This window comes from Trichocoleus sp. DQ-A3, from assembly GCF_039961975.1.
GTDB lineage: Bacteria > Cyanobacteriota > Cyanobacteriia > Cyanobacteriales > FACHB-T130 > FACHB-T130.
In genome coordinates this window covers 308579-330594 of sequence record NZ_JAMPKC010000003.1, presented here as the reverse complement: position 1 = coordinate 330594, position 22016 = coordinate 308579, and the positions used below count along the sequence as shown (strand labels likewise).

Here is a 22016-nt window from a genome sequence, read left to right as displayed (position 1 = left end):
GTCCTTGGCGGTTCGTCAAAAAAATCTCCTACAAACCATTTCCGCCTACTTATAACTCCTCACACGCTCTTGAGATAACAGTAATAAAGTCGAGCCAATCGAAACTAATAACATAAATAGAGAGCCAGTTGCTGCCTCAGCAAACTCAACATTTTCCGTCGCTTTCCAAATCTTTACAGCCAAGGTTTCAAAGCCAATCGGTGCTAATAGCAAAGTAGCCGGTAATTCTTTAATTGCCGTCAGAAACACCAACATAGCTCCAGCAATAACACCCGGACGCACCAGCGGAAGCGTAACTTCTCTGAGAGTTTGCCAGGAACTTCTGCCCAAACTCCGCGCCGATTCTTCCAGCTGCGGATTCACCTGTAAAAGCGAACCCCGCACGGTTCCCACCGACTGGGGTAGAAACAAGACAAGATATGCAAACACCAACATCGGCAGGGTTTGATACAACTGTGGCAAGTAGTTTGCCCCAAAAAATACCAGCGACAGCGCCACCACAATTCCAGGCAAGCCAAAGCCAATGTAAGAGCAGCGTTCAATTATTGAAGTAATTCGCCCAGGAAACCGCACCGCTAAAATTGCCACAGGTAAGGCAAAAAGAGTGGCGACACCCGCTGTAATTCCTGACGCCAAAATGGAATTGAGTGCAGCCGGTACCAGATTCGGCAGGCTGTAGCCATTATGGAGTCCGCGAATCAGCCAGAACACGGTAATGCCAATAGGAAGCACTAAAGCGATCGCTGTCACGACCGCACAAAAAGCCACCGCAGGCCACTTCCAACGCCCCAGCAGCAAGACTTTAGGGGGGCGCTGGGAGGTGGAGCCGCGACTGTAGTATGCTGCACGCGATCGCGCTCGGTACTCTAACCACAAAATCAACAGTACCAGCCCCACCAATACCAACGCCAAAGCCGCTGCTGAATTGCGGTTAAAACTTGCCTTGTACTGCAAAAAAATTGCCCGTGTAAAGGCATCAAACCGCATTAACGACGGCGTCCCAAAGTCCCGCAGCGAGTACAACGCCACCAATAAACCCCCAGCCACCAATGACGGGCGCAACTGGGGCAAGATAACCCGAAAGAAAGTAGCTTGACCGCTTTGACCTAAACTCCGGGCGGCTTCCTCCAGGGTGGGGTCAATTCCTTGCAATCCAGAACGGACACTCAATAGCAGATAAGGGTAGGTAAATAAGGTGAGTGCCAAAATTACCCCAGGCCAACCGTAGATGGAAGGTAATTCCTGTACCCCCAAAGGTTCCAGCAACAACTGCAACAAACTACCTCGTGGCCCAAAAGTGGCAATTAGCGTAAAACTCCCTACATAGCTAGGAACTGCCAAGGGTAAGGTCGTCGCTATTAGCCAAAATCGGCGTCCCGGTAAATCGGTTCGCACGGTTAAAAATGCCAGTGGAACGGCAATCAATGCCGAACACAGGGTCACGATTGCCGCCATCGCCGCACTGTTGAACAAAATGGTAAGAGTTCGCGCACGGGAAACTAATTCCCAAAGCGCTTCCCCGCCTACACCAGCCGTCCGGATGACCAAATAAGTCAGAGGCAGAGCGATCGCGATCGCTACTGCCGCTGCTGTTAAAGTCAGAAATAAAGGGGGTCGAGCTGCTTTCTCCAATCAGTTAATCGATATGAGGATTAACAACCAGCAATTCAACAAAAGTGCGGAAATAACATCACTTTTGAAGGCTAGTAATGGGTAATAAGAGTTATCAGTACTTATTCCCCATTCCCACAAACGACTTAAATTACCTGTGTCTCCTGCAAAAGCTTCAACGTTGCATCCAAGTCGTTCAGATTGCTTAAGTCAATGGCAGTCGCTTGGCTGGGAATTCCGTTCAGTGCTTTTAAATTCCCCGCCGGAGCGATTCCCGAAGCTAGTGGATACTCATAAGTCTTGGTGGCAAAGTATTTCTGAGCATCCTGAGCCAACATGAAGTCCACAAACTTCTGAGCAATATTGGGATGTTTTGCACCCTCTAAAATTGCCACGCCCGCCACGTTAACCAAGGAACCAACATCATTGGTAAAGTGATGATCCACCGGAGCTTGGGGATTTTCTTGCTTGAACTTTTCTAAGTAATAGTGATTGACAAATCCGACCGCAATTTCCCCACGGGATAGCGCTTCTACAATTGCCGCATTTTTGGGGTAAGTTTTGGGATTGTTGGCTTTAATGCCTTCTAGCCATTGCTTAGCTTTCTCATCCCCTTGCGAGACGCGCAAAGCGGTGACAAAGGACTGGAAGGAGCCATTCGTAGGTGCCCAACCAATTTTTCCTTTCCACTTTGGATCGGTAAAGCCAGTGATAGATTCTGGTAAATCTGCTGCCTTAACTAACTTGGTGTTGTAGTCTACTGTCCGCACTCGACCCGTAATTCCAACCCACTTCCCATCCGGTGAGCGGTAGCGGCTTTCTACCCGATCGAGCAGTGAAGTTGGCAACTGCGATGCCCTACCTGCCTTTTGCATTGCTCCGAGTGCCCCGGCATCTTGAGCAAAGAAAACGTCAGCCGGACTATTTTTACCTTCTTCCAGAATGGCTGCTGCTAACTCAGCGGTGTCGCCATAGCGGACTTGTACTTTCGCCCCAGTTTCCTTTTCAAACTGTTTAATCAGGTCGCCAACCAGTTTCTCGTCCCGTCCTGAGTAGACCACCAGTTCTTTTTCCAATGGGCCGGTGGCGGCAACTGGGCTGGCAGATGGACTGGCGGCAGTCGTACTGGCAGGGCTGCTGGTTGGGGAGGTTGCATTGGGAGTCGTGGCACTCTGGTTGTCAGAGCAGGCGATCGCTAACCCACCGCTCGCAGTTGCCAGTCCCATTAAAAACACAAACTTTCGACGCTTCACCAGGTTACTCCTCAATAAAATCTTATATTGACAATGTTTTTTAACTAGGTAGCTAAGAACCGTTTGTTAAGTTACCACAAACAAATTCTCCACCCACTACCTGTACAAAGGGTTGCTTTTCTTTGAAGCCATCTTCTATAGCCTGTGTTATCAACTTTTAGTAACGTAATTGACAACCTTTGAATATAGCTGCAAAAAGAGTTATTGTCAATTATTATCATTAAGCTACAAAAATAGCGCTGTAGAGGCATTGGGTTCCCAGGCTCGGGAGCATCCCGATGAGAGCAAATTGCCCAGAGGCGGGAATCCGGCGAGACAAACGAAGTCCATCTAGCACTGCGAGAGCCACCTCGCGCTTCACAGCCTCAATTGAGCCTGCTAACTAAGGCTGCGAGCAACTAGGCTAGGCCGGGATGGCATTAACACAAAGAGTTTGCAAATAAATTTCCGGATTAAAGCTGAAGTAAGCTTTAACTTACTGGTCAGCCTTTAAACCCGTTTAAACGGGTTTAAGCTATTAGCCCAAACTTTAGTTTAGGGCTGAAATCAGCGGCATTCAACTAAGCTGATGCTTTCTCAAATCGCTGGTTTACTGCATTCCAATTAACGACGTTCCACCAAGCATCTAAATAATCAGCACGCTTATTTTGGTATTTCAAATAGTAAGCGTGTTCCCAGACATCATTGCCCATAATCGGATACATTCCTTCCATCAACGGACTATCTTGATTCGCCGTACTCATCACTTGCAACCTCCCATCCTTGCCGCGAACCAGCCAAGCCCAGCCGCTGCCAAAACGCTTGCTACCGGCTTCATTAAATTGCTTTTTGAAAGCATCAAAACTGCCAAAGCTTTGATTAATCGCTTCGGCAATTCTTCCTGTCGGCGCTCCACCAGCATTGGGTGCCATGATTTCCCAGAACATCGTATGATTTACGTGACCGCCACCGTTATTGCGTACTGTAGTACGAATATCTTCTGGCACGCTATTGATGTCACGAAGCAATTCTTCAGGACTCTTGCCTTTGAGTTGCGAGTATTTATTCACGGCTTCATTCAGATTTTTGACGTAGGCGGCATGGTGTTTATCATGGTGAAACCGCATCGTCGCCTCATCAATATGGGGTTCCAGAGCATTGTAGGCATAAGGTAAAGGCGGCAGTGTAAAAGTATTTGCCGTTTGCCCCTGCTGTTGTGCTTGCGGTGTCTGCTGCTGTGCTTGCTGGTTTTCACTTTTTGGAGTTGTTTGAGCTGCACAAGCTGCGGGGAAAGCCCCAATGACGGCTGCTCCGGCAGTGCCACCTAGCAGAAACAGGAAATTTCGACGATAAAGAGCCATAATTCAATCAATTTCGGTAGAAAGTTGCGCTTTCATCAAAAATTACACCTGTCTAGCGGCATAAATACCTCTATCTCAAGGAGGTAATTTCGGGATGACGACAGGATTGCGTTAAGCGATCGCTCTGACAAAAAGCAGTAAAATTCTACTCTTACCCTATCCAATACCTATCCAAAATTTTTAAAAATTGGACTGTAAGCCAACTCGTAAAGTTAAACCGGGATGATAGATTCGATTAGCTTTCTCGTACCTTACATCAGCCAAATTTTCTAAATTCACTGTAATCCCAAAATTCTTAGTAATCGGAATCCGACCGCTTAAATCTAAATTTAAAAAGGACGGGGAAAAATCTTTGTTACTCTCCCCAGGATTATTAAAGAAAGCTCTCCGTGCCCCGCCGTGGTAACTTGCATATAGATTCAGTTGCCATCCTCCACTCGCATAACCAATCCCGAATTGTCCTACTGAGTAAGGAATTAAACCTAGCTGTAATCCCTTCTCCAATCCTGTCTCGATTCGCGCATCTGTATAAGTATAGTTAAGAAAAGTTGACCATTGCGGAGTCATTTGCCACCGTAATGCTGCCTCCAACCCATTTGTATTAACTAGACCAATATTCGCCCAGCGTCCTGATATAACTCCGAGGCGGTCGTTTAAACGGCTGCCGAAATAGGTAAACTGTCCTGCCAAATTTTCTAAAAACTGGATATCGACTCCAGCCGTCCAAGAAGAGCCGGTTTCTGGATTTAGATCCGGGTTCGGCAACCAGTTATGAACCGTATCAAAAACATACAATTGATCTAATCCAGGATTGCGCTGAACCGAAGCCCAACTGCCCCGCACAGCCACCGTTGGAGTAACAGCCCACCGTCCCCCGACACTGGGATTCAAATAGCTCCCAAAGTCACTATTAAAATTTTGCCGCAGACCAAAATCTACTTGTAATGAGTTGCTTATTCTCCAAGTATTTAAAGCAAATATTGCTGTATGAAATCTATCTCGATTTTCAGTTTCGTTAAGGGCAATCTGATTTGGAACCGTACTTAACACATCCCCATTCAAGTAACTATTTTGTACATCGAATCCCCAAGTTAGAGTATTTCGAGGAGATGTTTGCCACTGATGTTCTACCCTAGCATTGAGAGCTTGGGAATTTAGGGTACCAGTCCGGTAGAAGATATTTTGAGTTGGGCCATAGGTGTTAAAGTAATCTTGATTATAGGAAAGTGTCGTTTTCAGAACAGAATCCTCACCTTCTCCTAGCAAAGTCTTCCAAGATAACCCAATATTAAAAGCATCGTGGTCTAATCTGTCTTTTTGCAGAGGAAACCCAAAATAAAGTAACCCACGACGACTGCTAATTTTAGAAGCATCTAAACTAAGAGTATTTCTAGAATTCAAATCTAGTGAAATCCCGCCAAAGTAGTTGCTAGTTGCGGTATCTCCATTAAATAAAAGACCTTCGGAATCCCGATTAGCTGCACCTTTAGGGACAGCATAACGATTATCTGCCTCGTAATCTTCATAGCCGAGATTAAATCTTAGATTGTCCGCAGAACCCCCGTAGCTAATCCGATAGTTAGATTGATTAAAAGAGCCATATTCAACTGAAGCATTGAGTTTAGGAACTTCTTGCCCTTGTTTGGTGATGATATTAACAACTCCTCCAAAAGCTTCCGAACCATATAAAGTAGAACTGGTGCCGCTGGATAATTCCACTTGTTCGATTGCTTCTACTGGAATACTATTAAGGTCGGTAGCGCCATGATAAGTATTAATATTCGTGTTAATCGGTCTGCCATTGAGGAGGAAAACAGACTGATTAGTCGAATGTCCCCGGTAGTAAGTACCCGTATGAATATCTGCGCCAAAACCAGCATCGTTAATGGCAAATCCAGGAAGTCCTCTTAATACTTCCGCTGCACTATTAGCGCCTTGCTTTTGAATTTCTTCTTGATTAATTGTATAGACGGGCGTAGATGTTTCTGGAAAAATTTCTCTTTTCGCCGTTACGACTAATTCAATTTCTTCATTTGTTCCTACTTGAATTTCTGGCTCAGTTGCCAACTCGCTTGATTCAAATGCTTCAGGCGTTTCATCAGACTCGCTATCAGGCTCAGATGCTATGGAATCAGTAGTATTATCTAGGTTGAAAATAAGCGCGGAATCACTTTGATTAACTTCTCCGGGCGGAATCCCAGCCTTTCCAATTATGACTACCTGAATACTATTAGAATCCAAAGGAGTAACAGATACAGCAGTAATTGCATCAGTAGGGTTGTTTTGATAGAAACGATTTCCTTCGGGTAAGCTCAACTGAGCATTGATGATGTTAGCGGTAAAGATATCGTTGTTGCTGGATGTCAAAATTTGAGAAAGTGTACCACCCGTAGTTTCTAAAATTACCTGAATGCCGTTACTTGTTGGAATTAAACGAATGCTAGTGACTTGCGTAACTTCAGCTAGAACTGGATGGCAAACTAATACTGCTACAGCATTCGCTACCAAAAAGCTATTGAACAGTAAGTGTTTATTCATATATTTTTTTCAATAAAGTTTTAGTTAATAATCGTTTTAGCAAATTGCTTTGAGTTTTAGCGATCGCATGGATGATTCAAGGTAACAAATGATTAAGAAAACAGAAAATGACTTGACGAATGAAGCTCTTTGATTTCTTGTAGTAAACTTTGATATTGTTGTCGTTTCCCTTGTTGTAGATAGAGATCGGTGGCTTTCTCAAAATCTGCTCTCACTCCCTGCTTATCTCCCAGCGTGTAGTGAATGAGACAGCGACAGTGATAGGCATCGCCATCCTGAGGATTGAGTTCAATCGCTTGGCTAAAGTCTTCTATTGCTCCCGGATAATCTTGTAGTTGGGAGCGGACAAAACCCCGATTATAGTAAGCTAAAGCGAGGCTGGGGTCGATCTCAATTGCTTGGCTAAAGTCAGCGATCGCTCCTTGCGTATCTCCGAGGGCAGCGCGGGCAAGACCTTGATTCGTGTAAGCTTGAGCATTATCGGGATTGAGCCGAATTGCTTGGTTTAAATCAGCGATCGCTTCAGGGTAATCTCCGCTCAATACCTCGTAAACTCCGCGCTTGAAGAAGTCCTCAGCGCTCATTTGATCTGTATCGGTACTCGCCGTTAGCGTGATTTGTAATGGCTGAGCTTGAGCCATCGACGGCGAATTCAGCAGTGGCATTACAATGCTGAAGATAATGCTGAAGATGACAATCTTGCGGGAAAGGCGACTCATAACATAGACGTTGAGAACATAGATGTTGAGAAAGCACTGCGTAACACCCGTCATTTAGTAGCTAATTGCTCACAGGCTGTAAGTTTGTGGCTACACAAACAAAGCCTGCCTACGCAGGCTCAATGTCAGCAGATTTTGCTCTGATTGGGATGCAACCCCATTATTTTGAGTTGAGTCGTTGTTGCCGTCAAAAGACAAGCTGTCAAACTTGAACAAGAGTGCAAGTTTGGAGTGTAAGCTTATTCAGAGATTGCACAAGGCACAAAGTTCAGATGTATGGTTCCTCTACCTAACTACCGTCCCAAACAACTTTCCCTTGGCCCTTTAGAAGCGGAGATTTTAAATATCGTCTGGGAACTCGGCTCTGCCACCGTTAAGGATGTACACGATCGCATTCTGGCTGACCCAGACCGGGAGTTAGCTTATACTTCTGTAACTACGGTGCTGCGTCGCCTGACCCAAAAAGGTTGGCTAGCTTGCGATAAACAAGAACGAAGCTTTTGCTGGCAACCTTTGGTATCGCGGGAAGAAGCGCAAGTCATTAAAGCTCACGAACAGTTACACCAGTTTTTGGCAGTGGGGAACCCAGATGTCGTCGCCGCCTTTGCAGATAGCCTAGATAGCGCTAGCGTAGAGCAAATAGAAGCGATCGCGCTTCGTCTTCAATCCGCACGCAAAGCGAGAGAGGAGGGAAAATCATGCATCTAGCGATGATTCTGACGGCGTTAGGATTGGCGTGGTGTCTGAGATGCACAGGGTTAGAGCCATCGGGAACTTGGACGCAACGCTGGCAACGATCCTTTGGGTTATTTTTGTTTCCGCCGCTGCTATTGATCGTGACAGCGATCGCGGTTATTTGTATGGGTGCAGACGGAAAAATGGGAGGACTGCAAGCCGGATGGTTCAGTTACTCCTTCGCCTGGGGATTTTTAGGCGTTGCCGGAATTTTATGTCTAAAGCTGGCACATGAAGGATGGCGTTCGGTACAACAGACACGCACTTATCCCCAAATCGAGCTTGAAGGTAAATTGGGTCGCCTTCTCAATGCCAGCGTTCTATTTAGCGCCCAAATTGGTTTCTGGCAGCCTGAATTAGTCGTCAGTCAGGGATTGTTAGAAACCCTCGATCGAGATCATCTAGAAGCAGTTCTCGCCCACGAACAAGCGCATTACTATTATCGGGATACGTTTTGGTTTTTCTGGCTTGGCTGGGTGCGCCAGATAACCGCTTGGTTGCCGAATACAGAAGCTTTGTGGCAAGAACTTTTACTATTGCGGGAACTTCGTGCGGATCGATGGGCGGCGCAACAGGTAGATCCCTTATTGTTAGCAGAATCTCTGCTATTGGTGGTGAGTGTCTCGCCAGTACAGTCTGAAAGTTTCTGTGCAGCGTTCAGTGCCATGACCCCTCGAAATCGTTTAGAGGAGAGAATCGAAGCGCTTTTGGCACCATCAGAGGAGTCAGCTTCACCCAGCTTATGGCTTTGGCATTGGATACTACTAGGGTTTCTGCCGCTAGTAACCGTGCCGTTTCACACTTAAATTTTGGTGTTGCACAATCAGGATAATTTCCTTTCAAATTTCGCGCAAAGACGCAAAGTTTTTGTTAGCGTCTTTGCACCTTTGCGCGAGATTATCATTAACCGAGGACGGAATTACTCAAGAAAACCACTCCAATCGAGCAGATAGCCAAACCGGCGAATCGCTGCCAGGGTAACGGTTGAGTGGCAGATTTCCGGCTCACTGCATTGCCAAGCAGCATGGCAACCAAGGCAACGCCATATTGAATGAAAGTGAAACCCAGAAGGTAAGCAACAAGCGGCGTCATACCAGCACCGACGATTGCCTCGCCATAAGCATAGCCGTGAAATAAACCAGCAAGCGCTCCCAGCGCTATAAGAACCATCCAGTTTGGTTTGTTTGGCGTTAGCAGCAGCGCCCCAAAGACAATCACGGAACCGGCGATCGCTATCTCATCTGCCGGTAAATCTAGATTGAGTAAATGAATCCCAGTTCCCGCCAAGGCTGCCAATACAAACCCGACTGGGATGAACGCGCCCCGCACTTGCCCAACCGCCAGTAGCCCAATCGCCACCACAAACGCAAAATGATCCAGTCCAATTAAGGGATGGGCTAGTCCTGAAAAGAACCCTTCAAATAAATTAGACGGCGTCTTGCCACCCATTGGATGGTGAGCGATCGCCCGCTGGGCGCATAGGAAAGTGCTAATTAAAACCAAAAATACAATTACTGTTCGGCTTTGCATCAGATTTAAGAAAGCAAAGCGTCTATCTTTAGACATAATTCTGTACCTCGCAGATTTCGCAAATCAATTTCTCTCGGCGGGTATTCTGGCTGAGAGACCAAAACGACGGATCTCATTACAGCTGCGGGACAGCGACGGTTTTACACCGAACTTTCCCCGTTACCTCTGGTGGCTGCTCCCCACCAGAACCGATTGAGTAGGGCAATCATATCACTTCAGTGCTGGCATTTTAAAAAGTATGGGTAAAATGAACCTCAAACAGATGACTCCAAGAGCCGCTTTATTTGAGGAGGAATCGGAAAAATGTGCGTTAATTGTCTGCTGGGTTCGGCTTTAATGTTCTTTACACCCAGGGTTTCCGAAGTACCATCCAACCCGACGAATCAAATTGCATTACCTCAAGAAACTCAAATAGCGATCGCTGCTTGAGTGCCACTAAAATTAGCTGAGGATTTCCTTTAGCTCGTGCTGGTTCCAAAGTGAACGGTAAAGTCCAGGTTGTTGCAAAAGTTCGGCATGAGTCCCAGACTGCACAATTTGACCTCGATCCATCACAAAAATGCGATCGGCAGTTGCAGCCGCAGACAATTGGTGAGAGATAAAAATAACCGTTTTGCGCTGGATGCCTTCCGAAAGATTATTCAAAATGGCTGTGGCAGTTTGATTATCAACGCTGGAGAGAGCATCATCCAAAATCAGAATCGGGGAATCCATCAGTAAAGCACGGGCGAGAGCCGTCCGTTGTCGCTGTCCCCCTGAGAGGGTAATGCCGCGCTCACCCACAACGGTTTCGTATTGCTGGGGAAAATTGAGAATTTCCGGGTGAATTTGCGCTTGCTTGGCAGCATTAATAATCTCTGTCTGTTCGCTCAGAGGATTGCCGTAGCGAATGTTGTTTTTGATGGTGGTACTAAACAGAAAGCTGTCTTGCGGGACATAAGCGATCGCTCCGCGCAAATCGGGCAATTTGATCTGCGTAATATCATTGCCATCTACGAACAAACTATCGCTTGGAATATCCACTAATCGCGGCAAGGCATTGGCAAGTGTCGATTTTCCGGAGCCAATTGGTCCCACAATCGCCACGGTTTCCCCTGGTTCAATCGTAAAGCTAACATTCTTAAGCGCGGGAGTTTCGGCTCCCGGAAACGTATAACTGAGTTGACGGGCTGTTAATTTACCGCTTACTTTTTCAACGGGTAATGCGAGTGCATTCGGAGAATCTTTAATTTTGGCTTCTGCCATCAGAATTGACTCAATGCGGTCGATACTCACCTCACCTCGTTGGTAGGCAGTAATCGTAAAACCCAGTAGAGCAGTGGGGAAAACTAATCGTTCAGTATAGAGAATCAATGCCAGAAAATCGCCAATTGTGATCGCACCCGCCACAATTGATCGCGCTCCAACCCATAGCAATATCAGTAAGCTGATAAAAGCCATGCCTTGAATGATTGGAAACAAGACATTTCTGGTCTTTGCTAATTGGATATTGGCTTGCAACAGGCGATTATTTAACCGGGAGAAGGCGCGGCGTTCGTTCTCCTCCTGAGCGTAGATTTTGATCAGACCAATCCCGCTCATATCCTCTTGAATCAACTCGCTGATGCTAGAGAGTTCCTCTTGCAACACCAGCTGTTCGTTCCGTAGGCGATCGCTAAATAGCTGCACAGCAATCAGCATAAACGGATAGACTGCGATCGCCAGCAGACTCAGCTTCAAATTAATCGACAGCATCACCGGCAATGTCAGTCCGTAGGCAAAAACTGTATTCGCCAAACTCAATACCGCAAATCCCAGCAGACGCCGGATATTATCCACATCGCTAGTCGCCCGGTTAATCAAATCTCCCGCTGTGTTGCTAGCAAAATAAGACGGTTCCAGAGTGAGTAAATGCTGAAAAATCTTTTGTTTCAGGTCAAATTCTACTTGTCGCCCGACTCCAAACAGCAAGATGCGCGAAGCCATCCGCACTACCCACATTGCCGAAGCCAGAATCAGGATTAGCGCTACATACTTCCAGATTTGAGCGAAGTCGAACGCTTGGCGGAGTTCGTCAACGCTATCTCGAATCAGCAAAGGGATATAAACGCCCACTGCATTCACAACAAACAGCGCGATAACGCCTAAGGTAGCCTGTCGCCAGTGGGGACGCAGATAAGCACCCAATTTTTGCAGCCGAGAGTGAGCCATTCTGTGAGGACTGAGGATTAAAAACTGAGAAAAGGCAACAGACAAAAAACTTTCTTGCAACCTGCAAGAAGCTTTCGCCTAACATCCAATCCCAAACCATCGTAGACGAATTGGCGCTCGTGCTGCTTCTATAAAACGAGGGGTGTCAACCAGCCGCGTAAGAAGTAGTAGATGAAAGTGAGATATTCTTCTACCACTCGCGTTGTCGTGACTAGCGCTTCCACGGTGGGAACAAAATCCGTGACGGTGATGCGTCGGGCAGGCGTTGCCCCACTTTGAAAGGTAAAGAAATCTGTAGCTCTGGGAATGACCGTGACGCCCAAATTGGCAAACGTAAGGTTGGCACGGCGAATATTTAAGCCGGAGGCAACGAGAATAATCCGGCGCGATCGAATACCGCGCTGCCTCAAGATTTCCTCAACCCTGACGGCACTGGTGCGGAGATCAACCCCACGCGGTTCAATCACAATTCGGTTGCGGGGTACACCCATCCTGACCAGCAGCGCCGCGACATCGTTAGCCTCGTTAACACTATCTTGATTTCCTGTCAGCTCCGCTCTAGGTCCTGCACTGACAATCACTAAGGGGTCATTACCGCTCCGTAGCTGTTCTTGATACAGCTGAGCAGAGTATAGAATGCGATCGCCCGTATCAGTTAATTGAATCTGCGTCCGGTAGGGAAGATTGGGTTGTGTCGTTCCTCGCCCCAGCACCACAATCGCCCCCACAATTTGAGATCCGGTCGGCGTAATATCAGCCGGACATTGAGTTTGACAAATCAGTTGGCGTCGTTGCTCCAGTTGAATCGCCTCCACTTCCGCTTGCTGAGCCAGCCAGTAGGCAACGATTGGCAAACTAGACAACAACAAAACGAAGAAGGCTATCCTAAGTTGGTTCCAAGCTACGCCTGTTAGCGCATTCTTTTTCACTCCGCCGATGGCGAACAACAAAAGCATAATCGACAACCCCAACGGTTTGAGCGGAAACGAAAGAATGTTCCAGGCGCTCGATACCAACCTTTCATTGGGGTTGTAAAACGCCATCACCATGATGACAAACAACAGCAGCCCGCCCAACCAAGCGAGATATTGTTTGGGAATCCATCGCACTAACAAAAAGTAGACTAAGGTGCCAATCAGCAGCCACAGTAGAACCCGCGTTAGTAGTAAAAACATAGTAGGTAATTGGTAATGGGTAATTGGTAATGGGTAATTGGTAACGACTATTCACCAGCGATTACCGATTGCCTCTTATTGACGTTTCAATTTTGCCCGAATCGCCTCGGTTACGGTTTGAATTACCTTAACACGGGCATAGTATTTATCATTCGCAGCAACAATTGTCCAGGGAGCGTTAAAAGTGTTCGTCCGCTGAATTGCTTGATTGACTGCCACTTCATAGAAAGCCCAATTGTCCCGATTTCGCCAATCTTCGGCGGTGAGTTTGTATTCTTTAAAGGGGTCATTCTGACGCGATATGAATCGCTGATACTGTTCTTCAGGACTAATATGCAGCCAGAACTTGACCAAAACGTAGCCTGCATTCGTCAGTTGGCTCTCAAACTCATTGATTTCCTGGTAGGCTCTGCGCCATTCCAGTTCTGTGGCAAAACCTTCAACACGCTCTACTAACACTCGCCCGTACCAGCTGCGGTCATCAATTCCAATTGTCCCTGCTGTTGGCAACCACCGCCAGAACCGCCAGAGGTAGTGATGCGCTTTCTCTTCATCCGTAGGTGCTGCGAAGGGATGAACGGCATAACTGCGGGGGTCGAGGACATCGGTTAAGCGTTTGATGGCTCCTCCTTTCCCAGCCGCATCCCAACCTTCAAACAGCACCAAGACGGGCACTTGATGTTTGTGAATCTTCATCTGAAGCTTCAGCAGTTCTACTTGGGCATCGCGTAACTGCTTTTTGTACTCATCCCTGGAGAGAGCAAGATTGAGATCGACTTGCGCTAAGAGATCCGGCTCTGCTGGGTTGAGGTGTTTTTGAGGGGGTACAGGGGTGATAGGCGTCCGAATGTGAAGTCGGTCGAGGGCTTCTGTAAGAGTGGCAGCGAATTGGGTGAGGACTTTGACCTGCGCCCAGCGTTGGCAGTTGCCCTCCACTAATGTCCAGGGGGCGGAGCCAGTGCTGGTTTGGACGAGCATTTCTTCGGCATAATCTACATATTTACCGTAGTGTTTCTCTTGTTTCCAGTCTTCCGGACGCACTCGCCAAGCGTCTAACGGATCTTTGGCATATTCTTTGAGTCGGTGCTTTAATTCTTTGCGGCTTAGATGAATCCAGAATTTAGCGATCGCATTTCCATCATCCACCAGTTGGCGCTCAAAGGCGTTTATCTGGGCCATCACGCTTGGGATTTTTGAGTCCTCGATTCGTGCAAACAGCCGGTCTTCCAAAACATGGGTGTACCAGCTGTGATAAAAAATCCCAATACTGCCCTTTACTGGCAGTCTCCGCCAGAAGCGCCACAAAAAAGGGTATTGTTGCTCTTCCTGGTTGGGAGGCCAAATCGGGTGAACCGTAAACCCTCGCGGGTCCATGTAATTGACCATTTTCTTGACTAAAGCACCTTTCCCCGCTGCCGCCCAACCTTCCAGCACGACAATCATGGGTAGCTTTTTGTCCCAGCAAGCCTTTTGGAGCGATCGCACTTGACGCATTAGCGTCTCAATCTGAGAATCATAGATATTTTTATCGAGGCAAAGATCCAAGTCCAGCGTATCTAGCATGATGTTGACTAGAAAAGAGCAGTATCTTTAACTATCTCCTAGTCTTGCACTTGTTGCGCTGACTATTCAGTAACAATCTGCAAATGTCAAAGCTTAGACATAAAAATACAGGAGCCAAAAACGAGAAGAAAAAGTGCTTTTTTCTTCTCGTTTTTGGCTCCAAGCACTAGATAGTTTGAAAATCGGTAATTGGTAAATTACATCCCGTTACCAACTACCCATCTGATTATTTTGCTTCAAATGCTCCGATATCGCAAACACCACCTTGCGGTCTGGCAACACCTCGTTGATCCGTTGCCAAGCAAGTCGCGTTATTTCCTGTATTAATCGCTGGACTCCCTGCTAATAAGGGTAGAGTCTGAGTCAAACCACCAGTCGCAGAAAGTACACCTAGCATTGGTTCAACAATCGTGATGCCAACCACGCAGTTTTTGTCAGTGGGATCGTTTGGGTTTTTGGCGGGAAATTGGATATTGTTGCCGCCATTAGTCATTTCGTCAGAACAATTCTGCTTAATATTCCAGGTATTCCCGCCATTATCCGCTTTATTGTTAGCGATAATTGTATTTTTCAGGGTTATATCTGGACTGCTGCCAAAAATACCAGCCCCCATAAACCCAGCATAATTGTTAGCAATCGTGACATTATTGATGGTCATCTTGCCACTGGTTCTCATGATTGCGCCGCCTAGACCCCCCTTGGCATCTGGAGTCACAGCACGATTCCCTGAAAAAGTACTATTAGAAACTTCTGCGCTTACGTCATTTCCCGTCCACAGTCCCCCGCCCTGATTCGCAGAAATGTTGCCAGAGAAGGTAGTGTTCCTCACTATAAAAATAGTGCTGTTTGTTCCGGCAGTGTAATTAGGGGCAGTTGTGGTGCCACCGACCACGAAAATAGCACCGCCAAATCCTTTGTCGCCAGTGCCCGTAACGCTATTTCCAGAGAAGGTATTATTTTCGATTGTCGTCGTATTGTTGTTATAAAGTTGGTTAAAAAAAGCCCCACCTTGATTGGTGGCAATATTGTTTGTGAAGGTGTTGTTCCGGAGAATAATTTTACCTAAATTACCATTCGCACCATCATTATAAATGGCACCACCCGCCCCCCCAGCAGCCACAATTCCAGCGGTATTTCCCGTGAAAGTGCTATTCGTTACGGTTAAGTCGCTGAGCAAGTCATAGATTGCTCCGCCAAGGCTAGCTTGGTTTCCGGTAAAAGTGCTTTTATCTACAACAATTGTACTTTCACTTTTACTATAGATTGCACCGCCTCCGGCCTCCCCCGGCTTCGTGGATTTGTTGTTGTTAAAGGTACAGTTAAGTACCACTAACTTACCTCTGTAGCCGCTATAAACGCCGCCACCATTTTCGGTACTGAAGCCATTCGCAATAGTGAGATTTCTTAGGGTCAATTGAACGAGGCTATCAGTGGAAAAAATCCGATTAGTTCCATTTCCGCTGAGAGTTACTACACTTCGTCCGTCGATTACTGTATTCGCGGAAAGTACCTTTTCTTTCACTACAATCGTGTGCGGACTGGAACCACAATTAAAGGTTATAGTCCCCCCGCCTACTAAAGCAGTATCTAAAGCAGCTTCAGTACAACTTGCAGCAGTTCCATTGCCGACAATTCCAGCCGCATCAGCCTTTTGGTGTGAGGGAATCGTCAAGGCGGCGCAGAAAGCGAGAGTTAAGAAAAAGAGCGGTTGCTTCATACCAAAAACCTCATTATTTAATATTAGAAGGGATACTACTATTTGCAATTGCTCGACAAACTGAACTTACTTATTTCTAGCCGTAGAATACTGTGCAATTGCAAAACAAAGCTTGGGAGTGAGAAAGGTTAGAAACTGAGCTAACAAACCAGATATTTGACAAACTCAATATTTATCGGGTTTCTAACAAATCCAGCAGTCTCGGATCGAGGAATAATTTGCAACCCGAAATAGAGTCTTTACCAAAACTAGAAATTTTAATCCTCCGCGAATATACGTAGTTTTCACTTTGTGAAATTGTTTTACAACAAAACTAGTTAAATAGTTCTTTATTTTGGCTATTAATCCGGAAGCTTTTCAATTTTCAGTAAATCTACACACGCTTTATAGTATTTAGAGCATTGATAAGCTCCAAGTATTTTTTATTTAAAAATAGAAATTATGATTAACCGTGAAACTAGCTATTAGTTGCAATTGCACGTACATAAAAAAGTGCTTTTATCCATATATTTACACAAATAGAGTTTAATAAAATTCGCTATTAAAAATATTTTATTTATTTATTAATGAAGCCTACTTGAGATCCTGATAGTTCTATCAATCCTGGTAATGAGGAGCAGGATAAATCATGACCCCAATGGGTTAACACCAGATGAAATCAGCTTTTGAAAGTTCTGGCGTATTGCTTGGATTACTTGCCGTTGCACCTGCGATCGCTGTGAAACCGGCACAGGCAGAAACGATTGTTCCAGCTCAAGACGGTACGGGCACAATTGCCGCTCCTGAAGGCAATACAATCAATATCGGCGGAGGAAAACTGTCTGGTGATGGAGCAAACCTTTTCCACAGCTTTGAGCAATTTAACCTCAATGCAGACCAAATAGCTAACTTTATTTCTAATCCCAAAATTGAAAATATTTTAGGCAGAGTAGTGGGTGGAGATCCCTCTACCATTGATGGCTTAATTAAAGTCAGCGGAGGAAATTCTAATTTATACCTGATGAATCCATCGGGGATTATATTTGGTGCCAATGCCAGATTGGATGTGCCGGGAAGCTTTACCGCAACCAGTGCTACAGGGATTGGTTTTGGCTCTAATTCTTTTAATGCTACCGGCGATAATAATTACGCAACCTTAACGGGAATGCCCAGCAGTTATTCGTTTAATACTGCTCAACCGAGTGCTATTGTCAACTCTGGAGAACTAGCAGTTAAAGAAGGGCAAAATCTTACCTTGCTGGGTGGCACTGTTGTTAGCCAGGGAACTCTGTCAGCACCAAGCGGTAAACTGATTGTGGCAGCAGTACCGGGTCAGAATACAGTCCGGATTAGTCAACCCGGACAATTGCTAAGTTTGGAGATTCAACCCATTTCTCCTGATGCTAGTCAGTCCTCAACCGCAACAGTTTCCTCTCTACCCCAGCTACTAACAGGTAGCAAAGCGGGAAATGCCACTGGACTGACTACAAATAGCAAAGGAGAGGTAGAACTAACAGGTTCTGGTATCAAGGTAGAAGCGGGGGATGTGGTAGTCCGTCAGCTCAATGCGGGAACAGCAACTCTTTCAGCCAACCATAATTTGACCCTAGTTGAAAGCCAGATACAGACATCTGGGGATATGAATTTGCTGGCAAAAGATACCGTGCGAGTGCGGGATAGCGTCGCGACCCCTTTTGTAGCGAAGGCGGGAGGGAATCTCACCGTTCAAGGCAATCAAGCAGTTGATATTTTGGCGCTGAATCACCCAGAAACACCCTTTCAAAGTGGCGGCAATCTCAGTTTAATCAGTGATGGAGTGATTTCTGGAGATGCTCACTATTCAGCAGGGGGGAATTTCTCAATTCTCAACTTATCGGGAGCAGGCGGCAAGTTTCAAAGTATTTATGACCCCATCATTACGTCTGATGGCGATGTCATGCTTCATTCTTATACGGGCGCTTCCCTGAAGATAATCGCAGCCGGAAAAATTACGATTAGTGGAGATATCGTCATTAATGCGATCGATCCAGAGGTAGATCCTAATAGTCGTGCCCTGATTTTACAAGCAGGTGCGACTGGGACAACTGATAACGTACCCTTCACCGAACCCTTTCCGGGTGCCCCTCCCGAATATTTTGACGATGCAGGCGCAAATCCCTCCTACACAACCTTTGTGAAATCTCCTACCTCAGCTGGAACGATTACAGTTGCAGGAACCATTAAATCTGATGATTTATTGGGACCAGCGGAACCTTTAAATGTTACCTTGTCGGCACCGGGTGATATTAATGTTCAAACCATTCAGTCGTCTGGTGGAAATATAAGTATTAGCAGCACCAGCGGTTCTATTAATGCCGCCGATCCAGTTAATCAAGTTTACAATTTAGACTCTCGTAATCGCCCTGGTAATGCAGGTGCAATTACCCTCAGCGCCCCATCGGGAAATATTACAACCGGAGATATCTTTTCCTCTTCTGATAACTTTGGCACGGCTGCTTCTGGGACTGGCGGCGCGATCGCAATTAGCGCCGGAGGCAATATCAAGACTGAAACCATAGACTCCAGTTCTAAGTGCAATTCTTGCTCTTCCTCTGGCGATGGCGGTGACATCACGCTGATTGCTGGCAATGATATCGCCGCCAAAATCATCGATGCTCAGAGTCTTGGCAGCGGCAAAGGCGGTAATGTAACTATCGCGGCGGGACAGAATCTCACCGTTGATAATAAGTTCGTTACTTTTACCTACAACAACCCCAGCATTAACACGACAGGAACGGGCGGGGGTGGAGCCATTAATATCAATCATCACGGGGGAGTTCCAGTCCCCTCGACTCCATTTGTTGTTGGCGATCCCACGACGAATGGAACTGCCCAAGCCATCACCACGGGCACTTCGACAATTTCGCCCCCCGAATCTTTCCCCGGTGGAACTGTTCAGGGCAATATTACGATCAATACCACTCCTCCACCGCCAATTCCCGCGCCAATTCCTGCACCAAGTCCTGCGCCAACTCCCGTGCCAAGTCCTGCGCCAACTCCTACCCCCGTACCCAGTTCAAATCCCCAACCGGAACCTGGGAACCAACCCAAGACAGAAATTGTGACAGACTTTCAAGGAAATACACTCTCACCTGTACCAGTAGCGGGTGCAGAAAATCAAAGACCGATTTTGTGTACGGTAGAGAGTCTCGAAGATGAAAAGCTGCCACTTTTACACAGGTTGCCTCGCTGTCAAGAACACCGCGATCGCCGCAATCAACCACCGGCAAGCTCTAAAACCCTGTTTGTTCCCCGACAACAAAGCGATCGCGCAGTTCCTCAAAAGTAATCAAGGTCACTAAAGCGCTGGTTTGTAAGCTCAGCCGCAAAAATCTCTAAGATATAATTTTGAATCGCACAGAAATGGGGATGCTTCCGCGTTTCTGTGCGATTTTCCGACGAAAGAGGTATGCGATCGCTAGTTTGGTGAAGGAAAGTATTTATAAGGAACACAAGCTCTCTTACCGAGGACAACGCATTGCCCTCAGTTAGCTATCCTTATAAAGCACTGATTCAAAGTTTGAGAAGGTATTGAACGTGTCGCAAGTCAAACCAACCATTCTGGTGACGGGTGGAGCTGGATATATTGGAACCCATGCCGTACTGGCGCTGATCAAGGCAGGCTATGGGGTAGTGGTATTAGATAACCTGGTGTACGGACATCGGGAATTGGTGGAAAATGTACTCAAAGTAGAACTGGTAGTGGGAGATATGAGCGATCGCGCTCTCCTCGACCAACTCTTTGCCACTCGCAACATTGCGGCAGTTATGCACTTTGCCGCCTATATTGCGGTGGGAGAGTCCGTCACCGATCCCGCCAAATACTACCAGAACAACGTCGTTGGCACTTTGACACTGCTAGAAGCAATGGTGGCAGCAAACGTGAAGAAATTTGTCTTTTCTTCCACTTGCGCCATCTACGGGATGCCCCAGGAAGTTCCCATGACCGAACACCATCCCCAAAATCCCCTCAGTCCTTACGCGACGAGTAAGTGGATGGTAGAGAAAATTCTGGCAGATTTTGATATTGCCTACGATTTAAAGTCCGTGGCGTTCCGCTATTTCAATGCTTCTGGTGCGAATCCCGATGGCTTACTCGGTGAGGATCACGAGCCAGAAACGCACCTGATTCCCCTGGTACTTCAGACAGCTTTGGGCAAACGGGAATCTATCTTCATTCTCGGCACCGATTACCCGACCCCAGATGGCACCGGAATTCGGGACTACATCCACGTCAGCGACTTGGCAGATGCTCACGTTTTAGGGCTAGAGTATCTCCTGCAAGGGGGAACGAGCGATGTCTTTAACTTAGGCAATGGCAATGGTTTCTCAGTCAGAGAAGTGATTGAGACAGCCAAAGCGGTCACGGGGCGGGAGATCAAAGCAGTAGAACGCGATCGCCGTGCCGGGGACGCCCCTATTTTAGTTGGCAGCAGCGATAAAGCAAAAAAAATCCTCGGTTGGTGTCCGCAATACGCAGACCTGAGTAAAATCGTTGCTGACGCTTGGCAATGGCATCAGCATCGTCATGGATAATTCTGGAGTGGAAGTTAGATTAGGTCGTTTAGAATCGATTGTTGAACAAATTGCAGAGGCAGTACTTGCCAGCGCTGACACAATTGACCGTCTTGGCGAGCGAGTAGATGCTCTCACAATTCAAGTACAACAACAGGGAAACCTTAGGGAGGCAGTAATTGCCACTAATGAGACAATTAACCGCCTTGCTGACCGAGTGGATGCCCTGACCATTCAAGTACAAGAACAGGGGCATCAAGTCCAACAGCAGCACTATCAAATTTTTGCCTTAAGCGATGCGGTGCAAACTTTAGCAGAAACCCAAGATGATTCTCTTGTGCGGTTGATGCAGCTAACAGAAGCTTTACAACGCCTTGTGGATGCCATTGAAGCAACCGAAGAGACCGAATCTTAATCTCGGTCTCTGGTTTGCCATCGTATCCCGATTGGCTGTCAATCTTAGGGAAATAAAGTGGAAGTACCCATCAACTCATCAGGAGAGTTTTCATGCACTTTCTTCGTCGGTACGCTGTCATCCTTCCCGTGACTGCCGCCGTCAGTTTCTCGATCGTCAGTTGCACCGAAAGCAAAATCACTCAGTGTCAAAAGATTTTCAAGATTACCAATGAAACGGTGAATGAAACCAAAACCGTGACCAATGGAGGTCAGAATAGCTCTCCAGAAGCGCTAGCTAAAACAGCCGAGATTTGGGATAAATCAGCTCAAAAAATGAAAAATATTAGCGTCAACGATCCAAAGCTTAAAAAGTTTCAAGCTGATTTTATTAGAATGTATCGAGAGAGTAGTAAGGCAACTCGCGAATATGTTTCAGCTCTCAAAAAAAGGGATTTTCCCGCAGTTGACGCTGGATTTAAAAAATTGCAGAAATCCTATAATCCAGAAAAAAATTTAGTAAACGGGATAAACAGTTACTGTGGAAGTTAACCAAAAGCTGCCTGCGATTTCCACTCGCTCTCTAAAGCTCAAAAAAGTAGTAGAAGAGAAGAATCAGGCTATTTTTCTAAGCTAAGTTCTAGGAAGTCTATTTTTAATTCCCTGTAATCCAGTGTCAGGCGTGCAAAAGTGCGGTAATGCACTTAGAATCTACAGCG

General features: G+C 46.5%; 19 protein-coding genes and 1 riboswitch. Of the genes, 8 read left to right on the top strand and 11 right to left on the bottom strand.

The annotated features are described in order from the left end of the window. Positions 1-45: 45 nt before the first annotated feature. The 5 genes from NDI44_RS07870 to NDI44_RS07850 form a co-directional block, all read right to left on the bottom strand. Positions 46-1632: an iron ABC transporter permease gene (locus tag NDI44_RS07870; protein WP_190410699.1), complete on the bottom strand. Its 1587-nt coding sequence runs from the start codon at positions 1630-1632 to the stop codon at positions 46-48. 125 nt (positions 1633-1757) lie between these two features. After that, positions 1758-2864, bottom strand: a complete 1107-nt coding sequence (locus tag NDI44_RS07865; protein ID WP_190410698.1) for an extracellular solute-binding protein — start codon at positions 2862-2864, stop codon at positions 1758-1760. A gap of 560 nt (positions 2865-3424) precedes the next feature. After that, positions 3425-4204, bottom strand: coding sequence for a superoxide dismutase (locus tag NDI44_RS07860; RefSeq protein ID WP_190410697.1), 780 nt, complete (start codon positions 4202-4204; stop codon positions 3425-3427). A gap of 180 nt (positions 4205-4384) precedes the next feature. Beyond that, positions 4385-6742: a TonB-dependent receptor gene (locus tag NDI44_RS07855; protein WP_190410696.1), complete on the bottom strand. Its 2358-nt coding sequence runs from the start codon at positions 6740-6742 to the stop codon at positions 4385-4387. A 92-nt stretch (positions 6743-6834) separates the two neighbouring features. Further along, on the bottom strand, positions 6835-7515 hold the full coding sequence (locus NDI44_RS07850) for a tetratricopeptide repeat protein (protein ID WP_190410695.1): 681 nt from the start codon (positions 7513-7515) through the stop codon (positions 6835-6837). Between the two features lie 222 nt (positions 7516-7737). Here NDI44_RS07850 and NDI44_RS07845 point away from each other — a divergent pair, with 222 nt between their 5' ends. Then, positions 7738-8169, top strand: coding sequence for a BlaI/MecI/CopY family transcriptional regulator (locus NDI44_RS07845; protein WP_190410694.1), 432 nt, complete (start codon positions 7738-7740; stop codon positions 8167-8169). Further along, on the top strand, positions 8160-9002 hold the full coding sequence (locus NDI44_RS07840; RefSeq protein WP_190410693.1) for a M56 family metallopeptidase: 843 nt from the start codon (positions 8160-8162) through the stop codon (positions 9000-9002). The genes NDI44_RS07845 and NDI44_RS07840 overlap by 10 nt, the downstream gene beginning before the upstream one ends. Before the next feature lie 97 nt (positions 9003-9099). On the opposite strand, the gene NDI44_RS07835 is transcribed toward NDI44_RS07840, so the two are convergent. Continuing rightward, positions 9100-9762 carry a HupE/UreJ family protein gene (locus NDI44_RS07835; RefSeq protein WP_190410692.1) on the bottom strand — a complete coding sequence of 221 codons (663 nt, stop codon included), beginning with the start codon at positions 9760-9762 and terminating at the stop codon, positions 9100-9102. Positions 9763-9783: 21 nt separating this feature from the next. Next, a riboswitch (cobalamin riboswitch) is annotated at positions 9784-9934 on the bottom strand. A gap of 95 nt (positions 9935-10029) precedes the next feature. Here NDI44_RS07835 and NDI44_RS07830 point away from each other — a divergent pair. Further along, positions 10030-10155 carry a hypothetical protein gene (locus tag NDI44_RS07830; RefSeq protein WP_277877478.1) on the top strand — a complete coding sequence of 42 codons (126 nt, stop codon included), beginning with the start codon at positions 10030-10032 and terminating at the stop codon, positions 10153-10155. 12 nt (positions 10156-10167) lie between these two features. On the opposite strand, the gene NDI44_RS07825 is transcribed toward NDI44_RS07830, so the two are convergent. The 4 genes from NDI44_RS07825 to NDI44_RS07810 form a co-directional block, all read right to left on the bottom strand. Next, positions 10168-11916, bottom strand: coding sequence for an ABC transporter ATP-binding protein (locus NDI44_RS07825; protein WP_190410691.1), 1749 nt, complete (start codon positions 11914-11916; stop codon positions 10168-10170). Positions 11917-12044: 128 nt separating this feature from the next. Beyond that, complete coding sequence (locus NDI44_RS07820) at positions 12045-13091, bottom strand: YdcF family protein (protein WP_190410690.1); 1047 nt, start codon at positions 13089-13091, stop codon at positions 12045-12047. Positions 13092-13166: 75 nt separating this feature from the next. Further along, on the bottom strand, positions 13167-14654 hold the full coding sequence (pap, locus tag NDI44_RS07815; protein ID WP_190410689.1) for a polyphosphate:AMP phosphotransferase: 1488 nt from the start codon (positions 14652-14654) through the stop codon (positions 13167-13169). Positions 14655-14880: 226 nt separating this feature from the next. Beyond that, positions 14881-16371 (bottom strand): choice-of-anchor Q domain-containing protein, encoded by a 1491-nt coding sequence (locus tag NDI44_RS07810; protein ID WP_190410688.1) that lies wholly within the window; start codon positions 16369-16371, stop codon positions 14881-14883. Positions 16372-17023: 652 nt separating this feature from the next. Between NDI44_RS07810 and NDI44_RS07805 the strand changes: the two genes are divergently transcribed. Genes NDI44_RS07805 through NDI44_RS07790 form a run of 4 tightly spaced genes read left to right on the top strand, consistent with a single transcriptional unit; the run spans position 17024 to position 21319 of the window. Next, complete coding sequence (locus NDI44_RS07805) at positions 17024-19678, top strand: filamentous hemagglutinin N-terminal domain-containing protein (protein WP_190410687.1); 2655 nt, start codon at positions 17024-17026, stop codon at positions 19676-19678. Positions 19679-19737: 59 nt separating this feature from the next. Further along, positions 19738-19881: a hypothetical protein gene (locus NDI44_RS07800; protein ID WP_190410686.1), complete on the top strand. Its 144-nt coding sequence runs from the start codon at positions 19738-19740 to the stop codon at positions 19879-19881. 45 nt (positions 19882-19926) lie between these two features. Next, entirely contained in the window at positions 19927-20925 is a 999-nt protein-coding gene (gene galE, locus NDI44_RS07795) for a UDP-glucose 4-epimerase GalE (RefSeq protein WP_190410685.1), read from the top strand. Then, positions 20918-21319 (top strand): hypothetical protein, encoded by a 402-nt coding sequence (locus NDI44_RS07790; protein ID WP_190410684.1) that lies wholly within the window; start codon positions 20918-20920, stop codon positions 21317-21319. Before galE ends, NDI44_RS07790 begins: the two co-directional genes overlap by 8 nt. Positions 21320-21363: 44 nt before the next feature. Here the strand turns inward: NDI44_RS07790 and NDI44_RS07785 are convergent, their stop codons facing one another. After that, positions 21364-21510, bottom strand: coding sequence for a hypothetical protein (locus NDI44_RS07785; RefSeq protein ID WP_190410683.1), 147 nt, complete (start codon positions 21508-21510; stop codon positions 21364-21366). 27 nt (positions 21511-21537) lie between these two features. Here NDI44_RS07785 and NDI44_RS07780 point away from each other — a divergent pair, with 27 nt between their 5' ends. Then, a complete protein-coding gene (locus NDI44_RS07780) occupies positions 21538-21849 on the top strand; it encodes a hypothetical protein (RefSeq protein WP_190410682.1) in 312 nt (103 codons plus the stop codon). Positions 21850-22016: the final 167 nt, after the last annotated feature.

Excerpts from the sequence above, each read along its gene's own strand:
- NDI44_RS07860 (WP_190410697.1), bottom strand. The coding sequence starts at position 4,204 with ATGGCTCTTTATCGTCGAAATTTCCTGTTTCTGCTAGGTGGCACTGCC.
- NDI44_RS07855 (WP_190410696.1), bottom strand. The coding sequence starts at position 6,742 with ATGAATAAACACTTACTGTTCAATAGCTTTTTGGTAGCGAATGCTGTA.
- NDI44_RS07850 (WP_190410695.1), bottom strand. The coding sequence starts at position 7,515 with ATGACGGGTGTTACGCAGTGCTTTCTCAACATCTATGTTCTCAACGTC.
- NDI44_RS07845 (WP_190410694.1), top strand. The coding sequence starts at position 7,738 with ATGGTTCCTCTACCTAACTACCGTCCCAAACAACTTTCCCTTGGCCCT.
- NDI44_RS07840 (WP_190410693.1), top strand. The coding sequence starts at position 8,160 with ATGCATCTAGCGATGATTCTGACGGCGTTAGGATTGGCGTGGTGTCTG.
- NDI44_RS07835 (WP_190410692.1), bottom strand. The coding sequence starts at position 9,762 with ATGTCTAAAGATAGACGCTTTGCTTTCTTAAATCTGATGCAAAGCCGA.
- NDI44_RS07830 (WP_277877478.1), top strand. The coding sequence starts at position 10,030 with ATGTGCGTTAATTGTCTGCTGGGTTCGGCTTTAATGTTCTTTACACCC.
- NDI44_RS07825 (WP_190410691.1), bottom strand. The coding sequence starts at position 11,916 with ATGGCTCACTCTCGGCTGCAAAAATTGGGTGCTTATCTGCGTCCCCAC.
- NDI44_RS07820 (WP_190410690.1), bottom strand. The coding sequence starts at position 13,091 with ATGTTTTTACTACTAACGCGGGTTCTACTGTGGCTGCTGATTGGCACC.
- pap (WP_190410689.1), bottom strand. The coding sequence starts at position 14,654 with ATGCTAGATACGCTGGACTTGGATCTTTGCCTCGATAAAAATATCTAT.
- NDI44_RS07810 (WP_190410688.1), bottom strand. The coding sequence starts at position 16,371 with ATGAAGCAACCGCTCTTTTTCTTAACTCTCGCTTTCTGCGCCGCCTTG.
- NDI44_RS07805 (WP_190410687.1), top strand. The coding sequence starts at position 17,024 with ATGAAATCAGCTTTTGAAAGTTCTGGCGTATTGCTTGGATTACTTGCC.
- NDI44_RS07790 (WP_190410684.1), top strand. The coding sequence starts at position 20,918 with ATGGATAATTCTGGAGTGGAAGTTAGATTAGGTCGTTTAGAATCGATT.